16 protein-coding genes are annotated in these 15,781 nt (G+C 69.6%); 10 read left to right on the forward strand and 6 right to left on the reverse strand.

The window, feature by feature from the left end; translation table 11 throughout:
* Nucleotides 1-167 precede the first annotated feature (167 nt).
* Both FXF65_RS10420 and FXF65_RS10425 read left to right on the forward strand, forming a co-directional pair.
* Entirely contained in the window at nucleotides 168-1,106 is a 939-nt protein-coding gene (locus tag FXF65_RS10420; RefSeq protein WP_148349558.1) for an aldo/keto reductase, read from the forward strand.
* A gap of 98 nt (nucleotides 1,107-1,204) precedes the next feature.
* The gene (locus FXF65_RS10425) at nucleotides 1,205-2,086 is read left to right on the forward strand and encodes a serine/threonine-protein kinase (RefSeq protein WP_187412204.1); all 882 of its coding nucleotides are present in this window, start codon (nucleotides 1,205-1,207) and stop codon (nucleotides 2,084-2,086) included.
* Between the two features lie 4 nt (nucleotides 2,087-2,090).
* Here the strand turns inward: FXF65_RS10425 and FXF65_RS10430 are convergent, their stop codons facing one another.
* Complete coding sequence (locus FXF65_RS10430; protein WP_148349560.1) at nucleotides 2,091-2,753, reverse strand: thiaminase II/PqqC family protein; 663 nt, start codon at nucleotides 2,751-2,753, stop codon at nucleotides 2,091-2,093.
* A gap of 128 nt (nucleotides 2,754-2,881) precedes the next feature.
* Between FXF65_RS10430 and FXF65_RS10435 the strand changes: the two genes are divergently transcribed.
* The 3 genes from FXF65_RS10435 (at nucleotide 2,882) to FXF65_RS10445 (ending at nucleotide 6,574) form a co-directional block, all read left to right on the forward strand.
* The gene (locus FXF65_RS10435; protein WP_148349561.1) at nucleotides 2,882-4,165 is read left to right on the forward strand and encodes a citrate synthase; all 1,284 of its coding nucleotides are present in this window, start codon (nucleotides 2,882-2,884) and stop codon (nucleotides 4,163-4,165) included.
* 153 nt (nucleotides 4,166-4,318) lie between these two features.
* Nucleotides 4,319-5,542 (forward strand): cytochrome P450, encoded by a 1,224-nt coding sequence (locus FXF65_RS10440; RefSeq protein ID WP_148349562.1) that lies wholly within the window; start codon nucleotides 4,319-4,321, stop codon nucleotides 5,540-5,542.
* Between the two features lie 129 nt (nucleotides 5,543-5,671).
* Nucleotides 5,672-6,574: a hypothetical protein gene (locus FXF65_RS10445; protein WP_148349563.1), complete on the forward strand. Its 903-nt coding sequence runs from the start codon at nucleotides 5,672-5,674 to the stop codon at nucleotides 6,572-6,574.
* 57 nt (nucleotides 6,575-6,631) lie between these two features.
* Here the strand turns inward: FXF65_RS10445 and FXF65_RS10450 are convergent, their stop codons facing one another.
* Nucleotides 6,632-7,339 carry a TetR/AcrR family transcriptional regulator gene (locus tag FXF65_RS10450; protein ID WP_148349564.1) on the reverse strand — a complete coding sequence of 236 codons (708 nt, stop codon included), beginning with the start codon at nucleotides 7,337-7,339 and terminating at the stop codon, nucleotides 6,632-6,634.
* An 83-nt stretch (nucleotides 7,340-7,422) separates the two neighbouring features.
* Here FXF65_RS10450 and FXF65_RS10455 point away from each other — a divergent pair, with 83 nt between their 5' ends.
* Complete coding sequence (locus tag FXF65_RS10455; protein ID WP_148349565.1) at nucleotides 7,423-8,328, forward strand: TIGR03620 family F420-dependent LLM class oxidoreductase; 906 nt, start codon at nucleotides 7,423-7,425, stop codon at nucleotides 8,326-8,328.
* 485 nt (nucleotides 8,329-8,813) lie between these two features.
* On the opposite strand, the gene FXF65_RS10460 is transcribed toward FXF65_RS10455, so the two are convergent.
* Both FXF65_RS10460 and FXF65_RS10465 read right to left on the reverse strand, forming a co-directional pair.
* A complete protein-coding gene (locus FXF65_RS10460) occupies nucleotides 8,814-9,470 on the reverse strand; it encodes a response regulator (protein WP_246198483.1) in 657 nt (218 codons plus the stop codon).
* Nucleotides 9,471-9,477: 7 nt separating this feature from the next.
* Nucleotides 9,478-10,608, reverse strand: a complete 1,131-nt coding sequence (locus tag FXF65_RS10465; protein WP_222868486.1) for a sensor histidine kinase — start codon at nucleotides 10,606-10,608, stop codon at nucleotides 9,478-9,480.
* Nucleotides 10,609-10,752: 144 nt separating this feature from the next.
* On the opposite strand from FXF65_RS10465, the gene FXF65_RS10470 reads away from it, so the two are divergent.
* From FXF65_RS10470 to FXF65_RS10480, 3 genes are read left to right on the forward strand one after another with little or no spacing between them, the layout of a single operon-like run.
* Entirely contained in the window at nucleotides 10,753-11,727 is a 975-nt protein-coding gene (locus tag FXF65_RS10470; protein ID WP_148349567.1) for an ATP-binding cassette domain-containing protein, read from the forward strand.
* Nucleotides 11,724-12,500, forward strand: a complete 777-nt coding sequence (locus FXF65_RS10475) for an ABC transporter permease (protein ID WP_148349568.1) — start codon at nucleotides 11,724-11,726, stop codon at nucleotides 12,498-12,500. Before FXF65_RS10470 ends, FXF65_RS10475 begins: the two co-directional genes overlap by 4 nt.
* Nucleotides 12,497-13,291, forward strand: a complete 795-nt coding sequence (locus FXF65_RS10480; protein WP_148349569.1) for an ABC transporter permease — start codon at nucleotides 12,497-12,499, stop codon at nucleotides 13,289-13,291. The genes FXF65_RS10475 and FXF65_RS10480 overlap by 4 nt, the downstream gene beginning before the upstream one ends.
* Before the next feature lie 109 nt (nucleotides 13,292-13,400).
* Here FXF65_RS10480 and FXF65_RS10485 read toward each other — a convergent pair whose 3' ends face one another.
* On the reverse strand, nucleotides 13,401-13,709 hold the full coding sequence (locus tag FXF65_RS10485; RefSeq protein WP_148349570.1) for a hypothetical protein: 309 nt from the start codon (nucleotides 13,707-13,709) through the stop codon (nucleotides 13,401-13,403).
* Nucleotides 13,710-14,372: 663 nt separating this feature from the next.
* Between FXF65_RS10485 and FXF65_RS10490 the strand changes: the two genes are divergently transcribed.
* Complete coding sequence (locus FXF65_RS10490; protein WP_148349919.1) at nucleotides 14,373-15,239, forward strand: helix-turn-helix domain-containing protein; 867 nt, start codon at nucleotides 14,373-14,375, stop codon at nucleotides 15,237-15,239.
* A 69-nt stretch (nucleotides 15,240-15,308) separates the two neighbouring features.
* Here the strand turns inward: FXF65_RS10490 and paaI are convergent, their stop codons facing one another.
* The gene (paaI, locus tag FXF65_RS10495) at nucleotides 15,309-15,755 is read right to left on the reverse strand and encodes a hydroxyphenylacetyl-CoA thioesterase PaaI (protein ID WP_342787295.1); all 447 of its coding nucleotides are present in this window, start codon (nucleotides 15,753-15,755) and stop codon (nucleotides 15,309-15,311) included.
* Nucleotides 15,756-15,781: the final 26 nt, after the last annotated feature.

A 15,781-nucleotide genomic window follows, 5' to 3' on the forward strand; every position in this document is an offset into this window, starting at 1 on the left:
CGTGCCTTTCTTGCCGCGATGAGATGGTGACGCGATTCAGCCTCGCGGACGGGCCCCGACCACGGCATTAGAATTCGATTCTGTGGATAACCTGACGAGAATTACCCGGCAATTCAGACAAGTCGGTCTGGCGTGAGTCGGGTGACGGGCCATGTCAGGCTGGAGGAATGAACGCGATGCAGCGACTTGGGATCGGCCTAGCGGCCCTGGGACGTCCCGCGTACATCAACGTGGGCCGTGCGGCCGAGCTACCGAGCAAACGGAGCGTGCCGCAGATGCGTAACGCGACCTGGAACGTCCTGGACGCGGCCTACGCCGCCGGTATCCGATGGGTGGACGCGGCTCGATCGTACGGCCGGTCCGAAGAGTTCCTCGGCGGCTGGCTGAGCGCACGTGCCCCTGACGGCGTGACGGTGTCGAGCAAATGGGGATACACGTACGTCGGCGAATGGAAGATGGACGCTCCAGTGCACGAGGTCAAGGAGCACAGCCTTGAGCGCTACCAGACCCAGTACAAGGAGACCCAGGAATTTCTTAACGGCCACCTGTCCGTCTATCAAGTGCATTCGCTCACCGAGGACAGTCCGTTGTTCGAGGACAGGCGGCTCCAAGAAGCCCTAGCGGAAGCCGCCGCAGAGGGTGTCCGCGTCGGTTTCTCAACATCGGGTCCAGGGCAGGCCGACACGATTCGGCGGGCGGTGGCGCTGGAGGTGTCGGGACAACGACTCTTCAGCACTGTTCAATCGACGTGGAACGTCCTCGAGACGTCCGCCGAGACTGCTCTGCGGGAAGCCTATGACGCGGGCCTACATGTGCTGCTCAAGGAGGTGCTGGCTAACGGACGGCTGGCAACGCGACCACCCGCGGCTGTGCGCTCTGTGGCGTCCCAGAAGGGAGTGGGACCGGACGCTGTCGCGCTGGCCGCCGCACTCGCCAGGCCGTGGGCGGGCACGGTTCTCATCGGTGCGGTCAGTCCCGCGCAGTTGCAGGCGAACCTGACGGCCGCGCAGGTGGCTCTTGATGAGGAAGACCTCGCGTTGATGGGCGACCTGAGCGTCCCACCTGACGTCTACTGGGCCGAGCGGAGCGAACTTCCCTGGCTGTGAACCTTTCCCAGTAAGGAGATCAGCCGAGGGCATGGCACGATTAGGCGCGGCCCCACCATGATCGGACACCCGTGCCCATGCAGTCAGACCTTCCGCAGATGATCGGCCCGTACCGCGTGGTCGCACGGCTCGGTTCCGGAGGGATGGGCGAGGTCTTCCTAGGAGCGTCTCCTAGTAGACGTCTTGTGGCCGTGAAGGTCATCCGTCCGGAACTACTGGACGACCCCAGGTGGCGTGCCAGATTCCGCCGCGAGGTCACCTCCGCCCAGTCGGTCAGTGGTTTCTACACGGCTCCCGTCGTCGACGCTGACCCCGACGCAGACCAGCCCTGGCTGGCGACGCAGTACATCCGTGGTGTGAGCCTCTCCAAGGTGGTCCGGGAAAAGGGGCCGCTGCGCGAACAGACCGCGTGCCGACTGGGCGCGGGACTAGCGGAGGCTCTGCGGGCGATCCATCGCGCGGGGATCGTGCATAGGGATTTGAAGCCGTCGAACGTCCTGCTGGCTTCCGACGGACCGCGGGTCATCGACTTCGGCATCGCGCGACCGCTGAACGCGCTGCCACTCTCGCGCACGGAGATCCTCGGAACTCCCGCGTACATGTCGCCAGAGCAGGCCCTGGGTGCGCCCGTCAGTTCGGAGAGCGACGTGTTCTCCCTCGGCGCGACCCTCGTTTTCGCTGCGACCGGGGCGGCGCCCTTCGGGACGGACCACAAGGTCCGCGCACGAATCGTCCACGGCGCACCTGACCTCACCCGGTTGCCGGATCCCATGCGCGGGCTGGTGACGCGCTGCCTGGTGAAGGAACCCGCTGAACGCCCGTCCCCTGAGCAGGTTCTGGTGGCGCTGTCCACGCTGCTGGACGCTCACTATGGCGAAGAGTGGCCGCCCGTGGACGTGGAGCATTTGATCGGCGTCCAAGAGAAGACACTGGTCGAAGTCACCGCGGAGCTGCCGACGCTGCGCGAGCCGCTGCAGTGAAGGGCTAAGGGAGTCCTTCGGCAAGGGCGTCCCAGAAGGCGGTCTCGTAGGCGTGCAGCAGGCGGGCCGCGCGGGCGGCCTCCTCTGGGTCGTCGCCACCCGCGAGACCGGCTTCGATGACGCTCAGCGCCTGCTCCTCGAAACCGGGCGGCGAGTCGGAGAAGAACGTGAAGAAGCCCACGGCCTCCTCATCGAGGCCGTAGTTGGCTTGGAGGGCCCGTGCCGTGCGGGAGCAGTACGATCCCCACTCTTCGAGGTTGGCCAGCATGGCGAGGGCGACTTCACTTGCGGTTCCGAACGCCGCCCTCTGTGCGAGGTAGGCCGGGTATGCCTGAGCGAACGGTTTCGGCTCGTACGACCTGAGATTCTTCTCACTCTCGCCGAGTGCGGCTGCGAAGTTGTCGAGGAGTTTCAACGCCTGTCCTTCGCCCTGTGCGAGTCCCAGGAAGAACTCACCCGCCGGCTCTGCGGGAAAGCGTGCGGCCAGGAGCGCGAAACTCCGCCGGTCGCTGCCGACGATGCGGTACTCCTCGCAGGCCAACCAGGCAAGGCGTTCTCTCGGGATGTCGCCCGATTCGAGCATGTCGACGAAGCGGTTCGCGGTCGTCGCGCGGGCGAGTTCCCCGCGGACACGTGCGGCGAGTTCCGCGGCGCTGGGATGGGTCATGACTCCACCGGAGCACCCTCGCCGTCCGTCGTCAACGAGGCAGGCCCAGATCGGCGTCTGTGATCACGTGGATACGATGATGAGCGGAACGTCTATGCAGGTGTGGACCCAGTTGGGAGTGAGCGAGTATGTCGGATTTCGAGCTCGGCCACGCGGGCGGCCGGATGCCCCTAGAAGTGACCGAGTCGACCGAGGGTCCCTCGGGCCTGGTCGTCGGCAGCCTCCTCAAAGAGACAGGGCACGTCACACTCGATCCCGGTTTCACCAACACCGCGTCCACCACGTCGGCCATCACCTACATCGACGGTGAGGCCGGCATCCTGCGCTACCGGGGTTATCCGATCGAGGAGTTGGCGGAGAAATCGTCCTTCCTCGAAGTCGCCTACCTCCTGATATACGGCGAGCTCCCGTCGTCCGACCAGCTCTCCGAGTTCACGGGCAGCATCCGTAACCACACTCTGCTGGACGAGAAGTTCCGCGCGTTCTTCTCCGCCTTCCCGCGTAGGGCGCACCCCATGGCGGTGCTGTCGTCCGCGGTCAGCGCACTGTCGACGTTCTACCAGGACAGCCTTGACCCGTTCGACCCGGAACAGGTCGACCAGTCCAGCATCCGGCTCATCGCCAAGCTCCCGACCCTCGCGGCGTACGCGTACAAGACGTCCAACGGCCAGCCTCTGCTCTACCCGGACAACTCTCTCGGGTACGTGGAGAACTTCATGCGCATGACGTTCGGCCTCCCGACCCAGCCTTACGAGATCGACCCGGAGATCGTGCGCGTCCTGGACATGCTGTTCGTCCTGCACGCCGACCACGAGCAGAACTGTTCGACCTCGACCGTGCGGCTGGTGGGGTCCAGCCAGGCGAACCTGTTCTCGTCGGTGTCCGCCGGAGTGGACGCCCTGTTCGGCCCTCTGCACGGGGGCGCCAACCAGGCCGTACTGGAGATGCTGGAGCGCATCCACGAGAACGGTGACAACGTCGACTCGTTCGTCGAGCGCGTCAAGAACAAGGAGCCCGGCGTCAAGCTGATGGGCTTCGGGCACCGCGTCTACCGCAACTACGACCCGCGCGCGGCGGTCGTGAAGAAGGCGACGGGCAAGGTCCTGGACGCGCTCGGCAAGTCGGACCCGCTGCTGGACCTGGCGATGCGCCTGGAGGAGGTCGCCCTCAGCGACGACTACTTCATCGAGCGCAAGCTCTACCCGAACGTCGACTTCTACACCGGCGTCATCTACAAGGCGATGGGCTTCCCCACCAACATGTTCACCGTCCTGTTCGCCCTGGGCCGGCTCCCGGGGTGGATCGCGCAGTGGCGGGAGATGATGAACGACTCGTCCACCAAGATCGGGCGTCCGCGACAGGTCTACGTGGGCCCGGTCGAGCGCCACTATGTGGAGCCGACCGCACGCTGAGCGGTTTTCTTCTTTTCGACGGCTGGAGCAGGCGGAAATAGCGCGCCGGTTAGAGCGGGCGGGTCTCGGTACCCGCCCGCTTTTGATCGCGTTCCGTGGACGGTGGAGTTAGCCTGAAGACGGCGACTCCCAACGGAAGGCGGCTCCCCACACATGCCCTCCCTTGTAGAGCAGAAGCTGTCGAACCTTGATTTCTGGGCGAAATCACAAGCCGAGCGGGACGAGTTGTTCGCCTCGCTCCGGGCGACCCAGGAGCGCATCTTCTGCCCCCTCCCGGACGAACCCGGCTTTTATGCCCTGCCCCGGTACGAGCAGGTAGCCGAGGCCAGCCGCAACCCGGGGGTGTTCAGCTCCCAACCCACCGCGGTCAGCCCGCTCGACCCGTCCACGCAAATGGCCGAGTACAGCGGCTCCATGATCAGCATGGACGATCCGCGGCACGCGCGGCTGCGACGGGTCGTCTCCCGTTCCTTCACCCCGCGTCTGATCGAACGGGTCTCCGGAGACGTCGCGTCCCTCGCACGCCACATCGTGGAGGATCTCGCCGAGCGGGGCCCTTGCGACTTCGTGGAGCACATCGCCACGCCGATGCCCCTCCAGATCATCTGCTCCATGATGGGCATCCCCGATTCCGAGTTCGACGACGTCATCGACGCCACGAACCTCATCCTCGCCGTTGGCGACCCTGACCATCTCGACGGGGACGGCAAGAACCGCGTGACGAGCCTGGCCGAGAAGTTCTGCTACTTGCACGAGCTCATGGCCGACCTCGGCAGGCTGCGTCGCGAGCAACCGGCCGACGACCTCGTCACCGCGCTGACCCGCGCGAACGTGGACGGTGAGGCCCTTGACGACCGTGATCTGGGGCGGTTCTTCTCTCTCCTCGTCATCGCCGGTAACGAGACCACGCGCAACGCGCTCTCGCACGCCCTCGTCCTGCTCACCGAGCACCCCGCCCAGAGGGAACTGCTCCTGGCCGACTTGGACGCACGGCTGCCCGGCGCCGTTGAAGAGATCGTCCGCTACGCCACACCGGTGACCTGGATGCGCCGCACCCTGACCCGCGACTACGAGCTGCAAGGCCAGATGTACCGGACGGGTGATCGCGTCATCCTTTACTACAACTCGGCCAACCGGGACGAGAACGTCTTCAAGGACCCGTACGTATTCGACATCACGCGCTCCCCTAACCCACACCTCGGTTTCGGAGCACCAGGGCCGCATTTCTGCCTCGGCGCGCACCTCGCTCGCCGTGAGGTGACAGTCCTGCTGCGAGAGCTGTACACGCGCCTGCCGAATCTTCACGCGACGGACGCCCCGGTCAGGCAACGCACCAGCTTCATTCACGGCATCCGGTCCGTGCCCTGCGCGTTCTAATTACCTCAATTCCGACATTAGCCGCCATTTCTCGGACGGTTATCCACAGGCGGTGATTTTGTGGCCGCCGCATGCGGCGCTCCTCGATGCTTATTGACACCTGCCGGTTCAAGGCCCGAGGAGGCCGCAATGCCCGTCACCATCACGGTTCCCGAGGAGACGACCACCGGCTTCGTCGTCGCCGCCGACCGCGACCTCGACGACCTGCGCACCACGATCCGGCGTCGGCTTCCCGCGCCGTTCGCCGAGGCGGTCTCGCTGCGCCTCGGCACTCCCGGCCTCGTCGTGGCCAGCCACCGCGCCGCCGACTCGCCCTGGAACCTCGACGACGTGTCCGCCGAGGAGGACGACGACGCGGAGCGGGCCCAGGCCGCCACGCGGCACATCGGCGTGACGTCCGTCCTGCCGGTCGGGGACCTTCCGTCCGGTCCGCACCTCGCCCGCGCCACGGCGACGGTGATCGCCGAATCGGTGTGCGGCGTCCTGGTGGACCTCGCCTCCAATGACGTCTCGCCGATCGCCCCCTTTGGACGCTTCGACGAGTTCATCTTGGCGGACAACTGGATCGGCGCCTCGTTACCGCCCTACCGCGACTCCGGCAGGTGCACCGCCGACGAGGACGACATCGACGGCTGCGCCTGCGTCGATCTGACGAGCCGCGGCCTGTACCAATTCGGCCTGCCCGAACTGGAGATCACAGGAGCGGCCTGCCCGCACGGCATCGCCGCGCTCAACCTCGTCCGGACGACCGCGCAGCGGCTGCTGCCTCTAGCCCGGCATCCGGGTGTGCACACCGTCCCGGACGAGCTGCTCCTCACGAGCCTGGACTTCGCCGCGTACTGGGGCAGCCTCGATCCGGTCTGGGACGACGGGCCCGTCCTGGTCCGCCTGACGGAACCCGCGCCGGGGCGGCTGGGCATCGGCCCGCCCGCGGGCTTCCCCGGCACCCTGAACGAGTGGCTCTGGGACGAAGTCCCGCCGATCCTGCACGAAGTCCTCACCCACGACCCCGACCAGCCCTTCCCTACCTGACTCACCTCACCCTGGCCCGCATCATCCTGACCCGCCCGCCGACTGGCTGATGTCGGGTCAGGGGCGGGTTGCGCGGCGGCGGTGGGCCTTCTGGCGGCAGGAGGGGCTGCAGTAGCGGGGTGGGCGGCCGGTGGAGGCGCGGGTGACGGGAGTCCGGCAGATCTCGCAGTGGGTTTCGTTACGGAGTGCCGACCGAGTTTCGTTTTGTTTCGTTACGGGACGCAAGGCGTCGAAGGCGAGGGAGGTCATGCGGCCGGGCGGGGAGTCCTGGCGGCGCAGGCGTTCCATGAGCATGGTGCCGACCATGAGGGCTCGTACGTCGCGGACGTCCACGTCGGCGCGTACGGCTCCGGCCTCCTGGGCACGGCGCAGGAGGACATCTAGGGCCGCTGTGAACTCCTCGTCCAGGTTGTCCACGTTGAAGGTGCCGATGTCGGCCGCTAGGGCGTCGCAGAGCGCGTGGTTGAACATGGCGCGTTCGACGGCCCACATCAGGAAGCCGTGGAAGGCGTCTGCGGGATCGTCCGCGTCGGCCAGGGCTTGGGCCTCGTCCACCATCTGTGCGATGCGCTCGGTGATGACGGTGTGGAAGAGGGCTTCCTTGGTCGGGAAGTTGCGGTAGACCGTGCCGGCCCCGACTCCGGCGCGGCGGGCTATGTCGTCCAGCGGGACAAGGTGTCCGTCGGCGGCGAACGCCTCGAACGCGGCCTGGACGATCCGCTCGCGGTTGCGGCGCGCGTCGGCGCGTCGGGGCTGTCCGCTCATCGGGCCTCCTCAGGTTGACAAACGGGGCGATCGTTCCGGTAACGTCGCTAAGCGGGTTATCCGTTCCGAGTATAGGAGGACTGATGGCGGTCACGGCGGTTGACGAGATGCGGAGCAGGTTGGGCAGGGTCGGCGCCACGCTCACCACACCGATCGCACCGGCGGAGGAGTGGCGGCGCGCCGCCCGCCGGGTGGAAGACGCCGGTTACGGATCGATCTGGGTGAACGAGGCGATTGGGGGGCGTGAGGTGTTCACCCAGTTGAGCGTGATGCTGGCAGCGACCGACCGCATCGTGCTCGGATCGTCCATCGCGAACTTGTGGGCGCGGCATCCCGCTGCCATGCAGGGCGCCGCCTCCGTGCTGGCCGACGCGTATCCGGGACGGCTCGCGCTGGGAATCGGCGTCAGCATGGGCGCGCTCGTCGAGCAGAGCGGCCAGGAATGGACGAGCCCGCTCAACCGAATGCGCGACTACCTCGACGGAATGGACGCTTCGGTCGACGCGGCACCCGTCCCGGAGACTCCGTTCCCGCGACTGCTGGCGGCACTCGGACCGAAGATGCAGGGACTGGCCAGGGACCGCGCGGACGGCGCACTGCCCGCCGCCATGCCGGTCGAGCACACCAGGCTGGCGAGAGAAAGGCTCGGGGATGACAAACTTCTGATCGTTCTCCAGGGGGTGATTCTTGAGACGGATCCGGGGAAGGCGCGCGGGATGGCGCGGCAGACGCGGATGCTCGAAATGCCGGGCTCGCCGTACACCCGCGCGCTCAAGGGTCTCGGTTACTCGGAAGAAGCGCTGGCCGACGGCGCTTCGGACGAAGTCATCGACGCCTGCTACGGCTGGGGCGACGAGGCGGCGATCGCCAAGCGGATCCAGGACCACCTGGACGCCGGGGCCGACCATGTGTGCCTCAGCGTCTTCGCTCCCGACCCGGCCTCGTCGGCCGAGCAATTCGAGCGCCTCGCCCCGGCTATCCTTTCATAGCCCGAACCGTTGTCGGCTCTTCACAGTCCGAGCCTCCGACGTCCTTCTTAAAGCTCGAACCCTCGCCGACTTCTCACGGCCCGAGCCTTCGCCCCCAGCCACGGCCCGCGAGCTTGGCCGTCCCTTCGCGCAGCCCGAACCTGCACCATCTTTCCTCATAACTCGACCTGTCGTCAGCCCTTCACAGGCCAAACCCTCTCCGACCTCTCACAAGCCAACCTTCGTCCTTCTATCACATGCCAGAATTCACCCCCTCTCACAGGCCAGCTTTTGCTGCCCTCTAGAACCTGAACCTTCGAAGTCTTTCACGGGTCGCCCTTTCTAAGGTTCCGAATCTCCCAGGCCCGCTTCGTCTTTCGCGATCCACCAATCTTTGCCATGGCCTGCGGGCCCGGCGTTCTTCGTGGCTCAGGGCTCTGCCGCCCCTCGAGGGCTCGCCTGTCCCTCGGGGCTCTGCTGGCCCTCGGAGGCTAGTTGTGGGTTTGTTACTGGGGGTGGATGAGGCGGGATTCGTAGGCGGCTATCACCAGTTGGGCGCGGTCGCGGGCCTGGAGTTTGGAGAGGAGGTGGCCGATGTGCGTTTTCACGGTCGCCGGGCTCAGGTGCAGATGTGCGGCGAGTTCGGTGTTGGAGAGGCCGCGGGCGATGAGCGTGAGGACCTCGCGTTCGCGGTCCGTCAGGGCGTCTAGGTCGGGCGGGGCGTCCCGCGCTGGGCCGGGGCGCCGGACGAACTCGGCGATCAACCGCCGGGTCACCGAGGGGGCGAGGAGCGACTCGCCGGAGGCGACGACGCGGACGGCGGAGAGGAGGTCGGCGGGCGGGGTGTCCTTGAGGAGGAAGCCGCTGGCCCCGGCGCGGAGCGCGGAGTAGACGTAGGCGTCCAGGTCGAAGGTGGTGAGGATCAGAACGCGGACGCCGGGCACGTCGGAGCAGATGCGCCGGGTCGCCTCGATGCCGTCCATCTCGGGCATGCGGACGTCCATGAGGACGACGTCGGGTCGTTCGCGTTCGGCGAGCCGGACGGCCTCGGCCCCGGTCCCGGCCTCGCCGACGGTGCGCAGCCCGGGCGCGGTGTCGACGAGGACGCGGAAGCTGCCCCGCACGAGTGCCTGGTCGTCGGCGACGAGGACACGCAGATCCACGGGGCTCCTAGGGCTCGTAGGCGAAGGCGGCGGACACAGCGAAGCCTCCTTCGGGACGCGGCCCGGCGGTGAAGTCGCCGCCGTACATCATGACGCGCTCGCGCATCCCGATGAGCCCGTGCCCGTCCCCGCCGGGGAGGACGCGGACGCCCGGCCCGTCGTCGGTCACGTCGATCCGCACGCGGAGTTCGTCCACCCGGATGCGGACGCGGCAGCGGGCGGGGGCGGCGTGCTTGACGACGTTGGTGATCGCCTCCTGCACGATCCGGTAGGCGGACAGTTCGACGCCTTCGGGTAGGTCGGCCGCGTCCACCTCCAGGTCGACGTGCACACCGGCCATCGCGGCGCGCTCGGCGAGACCGGGCAGCCCGGACAGGCCCGGGGACGGCGCGAGGTCGGCCTCGCCGGTCCGGAGGACGCCGAGCAGGTGGCGCATCTCGGCGAGGGACGCGCGGCTCGTCGTCTCGATCACGCGGAGGGCGTCGACGGCCTCCTCCGGGCGGGCCTCCGCGACGTGCACGGCGACCCCGGCCTTGACCGCGATGAGGCTCATGCTGTGCGCGACGACGTCGTGGAGTTCGCGGGCGATGCGGAGCCGCTCGTCCGAGACGGCCTGGTCGGCGAGCTGGCGAGCGGACCGCGCGGTCTGCGCGCGGCGCTCGCGGACGACCCGTCCGAGCGTCCAGGACGCGCCGAGCACCGCGAGCCCCATCAGCACCCGGCCGGCGACCTCGGCGTGCCAGTCGGCGGGCCCGGCGATCCCCCCGGCGAAGATCAGGACGGAGCTGGCGAACCCGATGAGCGGCGTCGGGATCCAGTGCCGCCGGCGGCGGGTGAGCGCGACCGGGTAGAGGGCGAACCCGGCGGCGACGTAGGAGTCCCACGGCAGGCCGAGCGGCAGCGACGCGGTCGAGGCGGCCAGCACGACGGCGAACACCGGGACGGGCCACACCCGCCGCGCCGCTAGCGGCAGCCCGATCGCCGCCGCCACCGGAAGGGCGAGGAGCGCCGAGACGCCCGTCTCCCCGGGGAGGACAAGCAGCGCAAAGGTGCACAGGACGGCGGCGACCGCGTCCAGGCCGATCAGCCGACGCTCGTCCGGCCACCGGGAAGAGGAGCGCGGGTCGGGTTCGTCCACGTCACGACGTTATCCGGACGCCCCGAACCGCCGCCTCATACCAGGGTCCGAGGCGGGCGGGACGGTCTCGGAGCACGCTCCGACGGACGAGTCCCGCCCCCGATCCGATGTGCGGCGAAGGCGTCCCGTACGAGGGTCGACCGCATGATCGAAGTACGCGAGCTGACCAAGCGCTACGGCGCGACGACGGCGGTGGACCGGCTGTCCTTCGCCGTCAGGCCCGGGACGGTGACCGGCTTCCTCGGCCCGAACGGCGCGGGGAAGTCGACGACGATGCGCGTGCTGCTCGGGCTGGACGCGGCGACGTCCGGCGAGGCGCTGGTGAACGGCGGCCGGTACGCGGCGCTGCGGCGGCCGATGCGGGAGGTCGGCGCACTGCTGGACGCCGGCGCGGTGCACGGCGGGCGCCGGGCGTTCGACCATCTCGGCTGGCTGGCGCGCGGCAACGGCATCCCGGCGCGGCGGGTGACGGAGGTCCTCGAACAGGTGGGCCTGGCGGGCGTGGCGCGCAAGCGGGTCGCCGGGTTCTCGCTCGGCATGCGGCAGCGCCTCGGGATCGCGGCGGCCCTGCTCGGCGACCCCGGCGTGCTCATGTTCGACGAGCCGGTGAACGGCCTCGACCCGGACGGCGTCCGCTGGATCCGGGAGCTGATGCGGGCGCTCGCCGCCGAGGGCCGGACCGTGCTGATCTCCAGCCATCTGATGAGCGAGATGGAACTGACCGCCGACAGGCTGATCGTCATCGGCCGCGGACGGCTGATCGCGGACACGTCCGTGCGCGAGTTGGCGCAGCGGTTCGGGCGCGGGGTGCTCGTCCGGACGCCGCGTCCGGCAGAACTGACCGAAGTGCTGGAGGCGGCGGGCGGCAGCGTCGAGCCCGCCCCCGGCGGCCCGGCGACGGACGGCAGGCTGGCGGACGGCAGGCTGGCGGTCGGCGGGCTGGACGTCGAGGCCATCGGCGACATGGCCGCCGCGAAGGGCATCCCGCTGCACGAGGTGACGCCGCACAGCGCCTCGCTGGAGGAGGCGTACATGGCGCTCACCTCCGGCAACGCCGAGTTCACCGCCGACGCCAAAACGCAGCCCACCACCGAGGCCACCGCGAGGAGGACGTCATGATCGATGCGTTCGCGGCTGAGTGGTACAAGCTCCGCACGATCCGTTCGACCGCGGCCGTCTTCGGCGCGGTCGGGGTCTTCATGCTGCTCTGCGTCCTCTACTCCTGGTACGTGGGCCACTACTGGGACGGCCTGTCGGCGGCCGAGCGGTCGCGGACCGAGGCGTCTCCCCCGGACCAACTGCTGGCCGTGACCCTGCCGGTGTGCGCGGTGGTCCTCGGAGCGCTGACGCTGACTTCGGAGTACGCGACCGGCATGCACCGGACGAGCCTCACCGCACTGCCGCGCCGACTGACCCTGTTCACCGCGAAGGCGGGGGTGGCCGGAGGCGCAATGCTCGCGGCGGCGCTGGCGAGCCTCGCCGCCGGGTTCCTCGGCGGGAAGGCGGTCGTGGGCGACCGGGCGCTGCCCACGTTCCACGGCCCGGCGGGCGCGACGGCGGCGCATCTGCTGTGGGTCGGACTGGCGGCGGCGGCGCTGACGCTGATCACCTACGGGGTGGGCGCGGTGCTCCGGTCGACCGCGGCGACGATCACGTCCATGCTGGGGCTGCTGATCGTGGTGCCGGTGCTGACGCGGCTGCTGCCGTCGCCGTGGGACGACCGGGCCTGGTCGCTGCTGCCGGAGGCGCTGCCCGGCCAGATCGCGGCGGCGCCCGGGACGTCCGGCGGCGAGGGCGTCCTGCCCGCGCCGGTCGCGGCCGTGCTGATGGCGGTGTACGTGGCGATCGCGCTGGCGGTGGGCGCGTTCTCGTTCGTCCGCAGGGACGCTTGAACGGGCGCGGGGCGGCGGACGCCGTCGCGGCCGAATGGTGGAAGCTGCGTTCGGTCCGGTCGACGTACTGGGTGCTGACGGCGACGGCCCTGACGCTCGGGCTCGTCCTGCTGCTGGGCGTCCAGGTGGCGCGGGCGTGGGACGGCCTGTCCGCCGCGGACCGGACGAAGTTCGAGCTGCGTCCGCTGCAGGAGATCGGCGGCTGGGCGGCGGGGCTGTGCGTCGGCGTCCTCGGCGTGCTGGCGATCACGCCCGAGTACCGGACCGGCATGATCCGCACGACGTTCACGGCGGTGCCGCGGCGCGGCGTGCTCCTCGCCGCCAAGGCGGCCGTCGTCGGGACGGTCGCGCTGGTCGCGGGCGAGGCGGTGACCGTCGGCTCGCTCGTCGGGACGCGGCTCGTCGTCGGCGACCGGCGGTTCGCGGACCAGGGCGCGTCCCTCGCGCACGAGCTGCCCGGCTTCGCCGTCGCCGGCGCGACACCGGCGGTGTACGCGCTCATCGGCCTCGCGCTCGGCGCGCTGCTGCGGTCGACGGCGGGCTCGATCGTCTCGCTGGTGTTCGCGTGGCACGTCCTGCCGCTGCTGGTGTACCACCTGCCGGGGCCGTGGAACGAGCGGGTCGGCTCGGTGATGATCGGCGGCCTGCCCGCGCAGATCGCCGGACGCGACGCGGAGAACTCCATCTACGGCGACCTGCTCCCGCCGGGCGCGGCGGCGGCGTTGCTCGCGGCGTACGCGATCGTGCCGCTCGGCTTCGCGGCCGCCGTCCTGCGCCGCCGCGACGCCTGAGCCTGCCCTGGAACGTGAGCCCCGACCGCGCTGGGTGTGAGACTTGCCCTGGAACGGAAGACGGCGGCGCCCCGACCCGGGGCGCCGCCGTCGGACGTGTCGTGCCGGGTCAGCCGGTGCGCAGGGCGTACGTCCGGATCGCCAGGCGTTCGCGGAGCATGTCGATGGCCTCGTCGATGCGCCGGGCGGCGGCCTGGGCGCGGACGCGGCGGCCGTCGAGGTCGACGACGGCCTGGGCGAGCGCCGGGCGCGGCAGCGACGGGTCGGCCACGACGCTGAGCGTGACCTTGACGGACGTGACGTGCTGCGCTCCGGCGAGCGCGTCCCGGACGGCGCGCTCCGCCGCCCCGCGCTCGTGCGCCGTGACGTCCCCCGAGGTGAGGAACCGGATCTCCGGTCGCTCTCGGGTCGCGTTCATGATCCCCCCAGTGCTGTTCGCTTCGTTGCGTGAGCGGCTGCGGCGGCCGGTCGCCGACGCGGCGGCGGCCCGCCGCCGATCACCCCTCTGCCTTAACAACGCCACGCGCGTCTCAAACATCACCCTTCTCGGACGAGAGCTTCGTCACGAAGATCCCCGGACAACCCGGCGGCGCCGAACCGCGAATTCACCGGAATGCCCGGCGGCGGTCATTCGCGGGCCATACCGACCGGCGGGAATGTTCCGTCCGATTGGCCGCGCCGGCGCGGCGGAACCGTCCCCAATTGGCCTGGCAACGGCGGTGCGGCCGGGCCCGGAATTGACGCCCGGCGGTACTCACGCATAGTGACCGAACCACGCTGCGGAGCCATTGCGCCACCGACAGCACTGGTCATCGGCCGTCTCCGCGACCTTCTCGCCGCCCTTCGCCCGGGAACGGCCGACGATCATCACGCGATCACCGCGCGAACCTCACCCGGCCGACCCGTACCGGATGTTTTCATGCGGAAGCATTTTCCGCGCTTCCCAAAAACGGTGTGGGATCCTCTAACATGGGTCGGTGCCTCTCCGTCCCACGAGCAGACCCTTCGACTGGCTGGTGACCCCTTGGCCCAGGATTCAGCTGCCCCAACACCTCCGTCCGAAGGTGATCCGGCCGGACGGCTGATCGATTATCCCCGGCGCGGCGGACCGACCGTCCTGCGCATTCTGCTCGGCGCCCAGTTGCGCCGGCTGCGCGAGGCGCGCGGCATCTCCACCGAGCAGGCCGGCTACGAGATCCGCGGCTCGCACTCCAAGATCAGCCGCATGGAGCTCGGCCGGGTCGGCTTCAAGGAGCGCGACGTCTCCGACCTCCTCACGCTGTACGGGGTGTCCGACCCCGCCGAGCGGGCGCCGCTACTCCAGCTCGCGAAGGAGGCCAACACCCCCGGCTGGTGGCACCGGTACGGCGACGTGCTGCCGAGCTGGTTCGAGGTCTACCTCGGCTTGGAGGAGGCGGCGTCCCTGCTGCGCACCTACGAGCTGCAGTTCGTCCCCGGGCTGCTCCAGACCGAGGACTACGCCCGCGCCGTCGTGCGGCTGGGCTTCCCGGACGCCTCCGAGGAGGAGGTCGAGCGGCGCGTCCTGCTCCGCCGGACCCGGCAGGAGCGGTTCACCTCCCCCGGCGCGCCGACGCTGTGGGCCGTCGTGGACGAGGCCGTCATCCGCCGCCCCCTCGGCGGACGGGCCGTGCTGCGCCGCCAGATCGAGCACCTCATCGAGGTGTCGGAGCTGCCCAACGTGACGCTGCAGATCGTGCCGTTCGGCGCGGGCGGGCACGCCGCGGCGGGCGGGCCGTTCACGATCCTGCGCTTCGCCGAGCCGGGCCTGTCCGACGTCGTGTACCTGGAGCAGCTCACCAGCGCGCTCTACCTCGACAAGCCGACCGACGTCGACACCTACATGCGCGCCATGAACAACCTGTGCGTCACGGCCGCGCGCCCCGACGGCACGGCCGACCACCTGACCCGCGCCCTCCGCGACCTCTGACCCGCCGCCCGCGCCGTCCGGCCGGGCCCGCCCGGACGGCGGGCGTCAATCTCGCCTGAGGGTGAGGCGTCAGTCTCGCGTGGGCGCCGGGTCGTCGAGGACGCGCTGGTCGCGGCTGCGGCCGCCGCCGCGGAACTCCGCGATGACCGCGCCGTCCGGGACGCGCCGCACCGTCACGTCGTAGATCCCGCTGCGCCCGTAGCGGGTGCGCTCGACGGCGGTCGCCTCCAGGACGTCCCCGGCGCGGGCTGGCGCGACGAACACGATGTCGGCGGACGCGGCGACCGTCACGCTGTCATGGGTGTTGCACGCGTAGGCGAACGCGGAGTCGGCCAGCAGGAACACGTACCCGCCGTGCGCGATGTCGTGGCCGTTCACCATGGTGTCGCCGACCGTCATCCGCAGGGACGCCCGTCCGGGCGCTATCTCGGTCACCCGCATGGACAGGTCCTGCGCCACCTTGTCCCGCGCGTACATCGTCTCGGCGCATCGCCGCGCCGTCTCAGCCGCGTCCACGCGCCCAGGGTAATGACGGTTCGGAA

It is taken from the genome of Actinomadura syzygii, from assembly GCF_008085905.1.
In the GTDB taxonomy this organism is placed as follows: Bacteria; Actinomycetota; Actinomycetes; order Streptosporangiales; family Streptosporangiaceae; genus Spirillospora; species Spirillospora syzygii.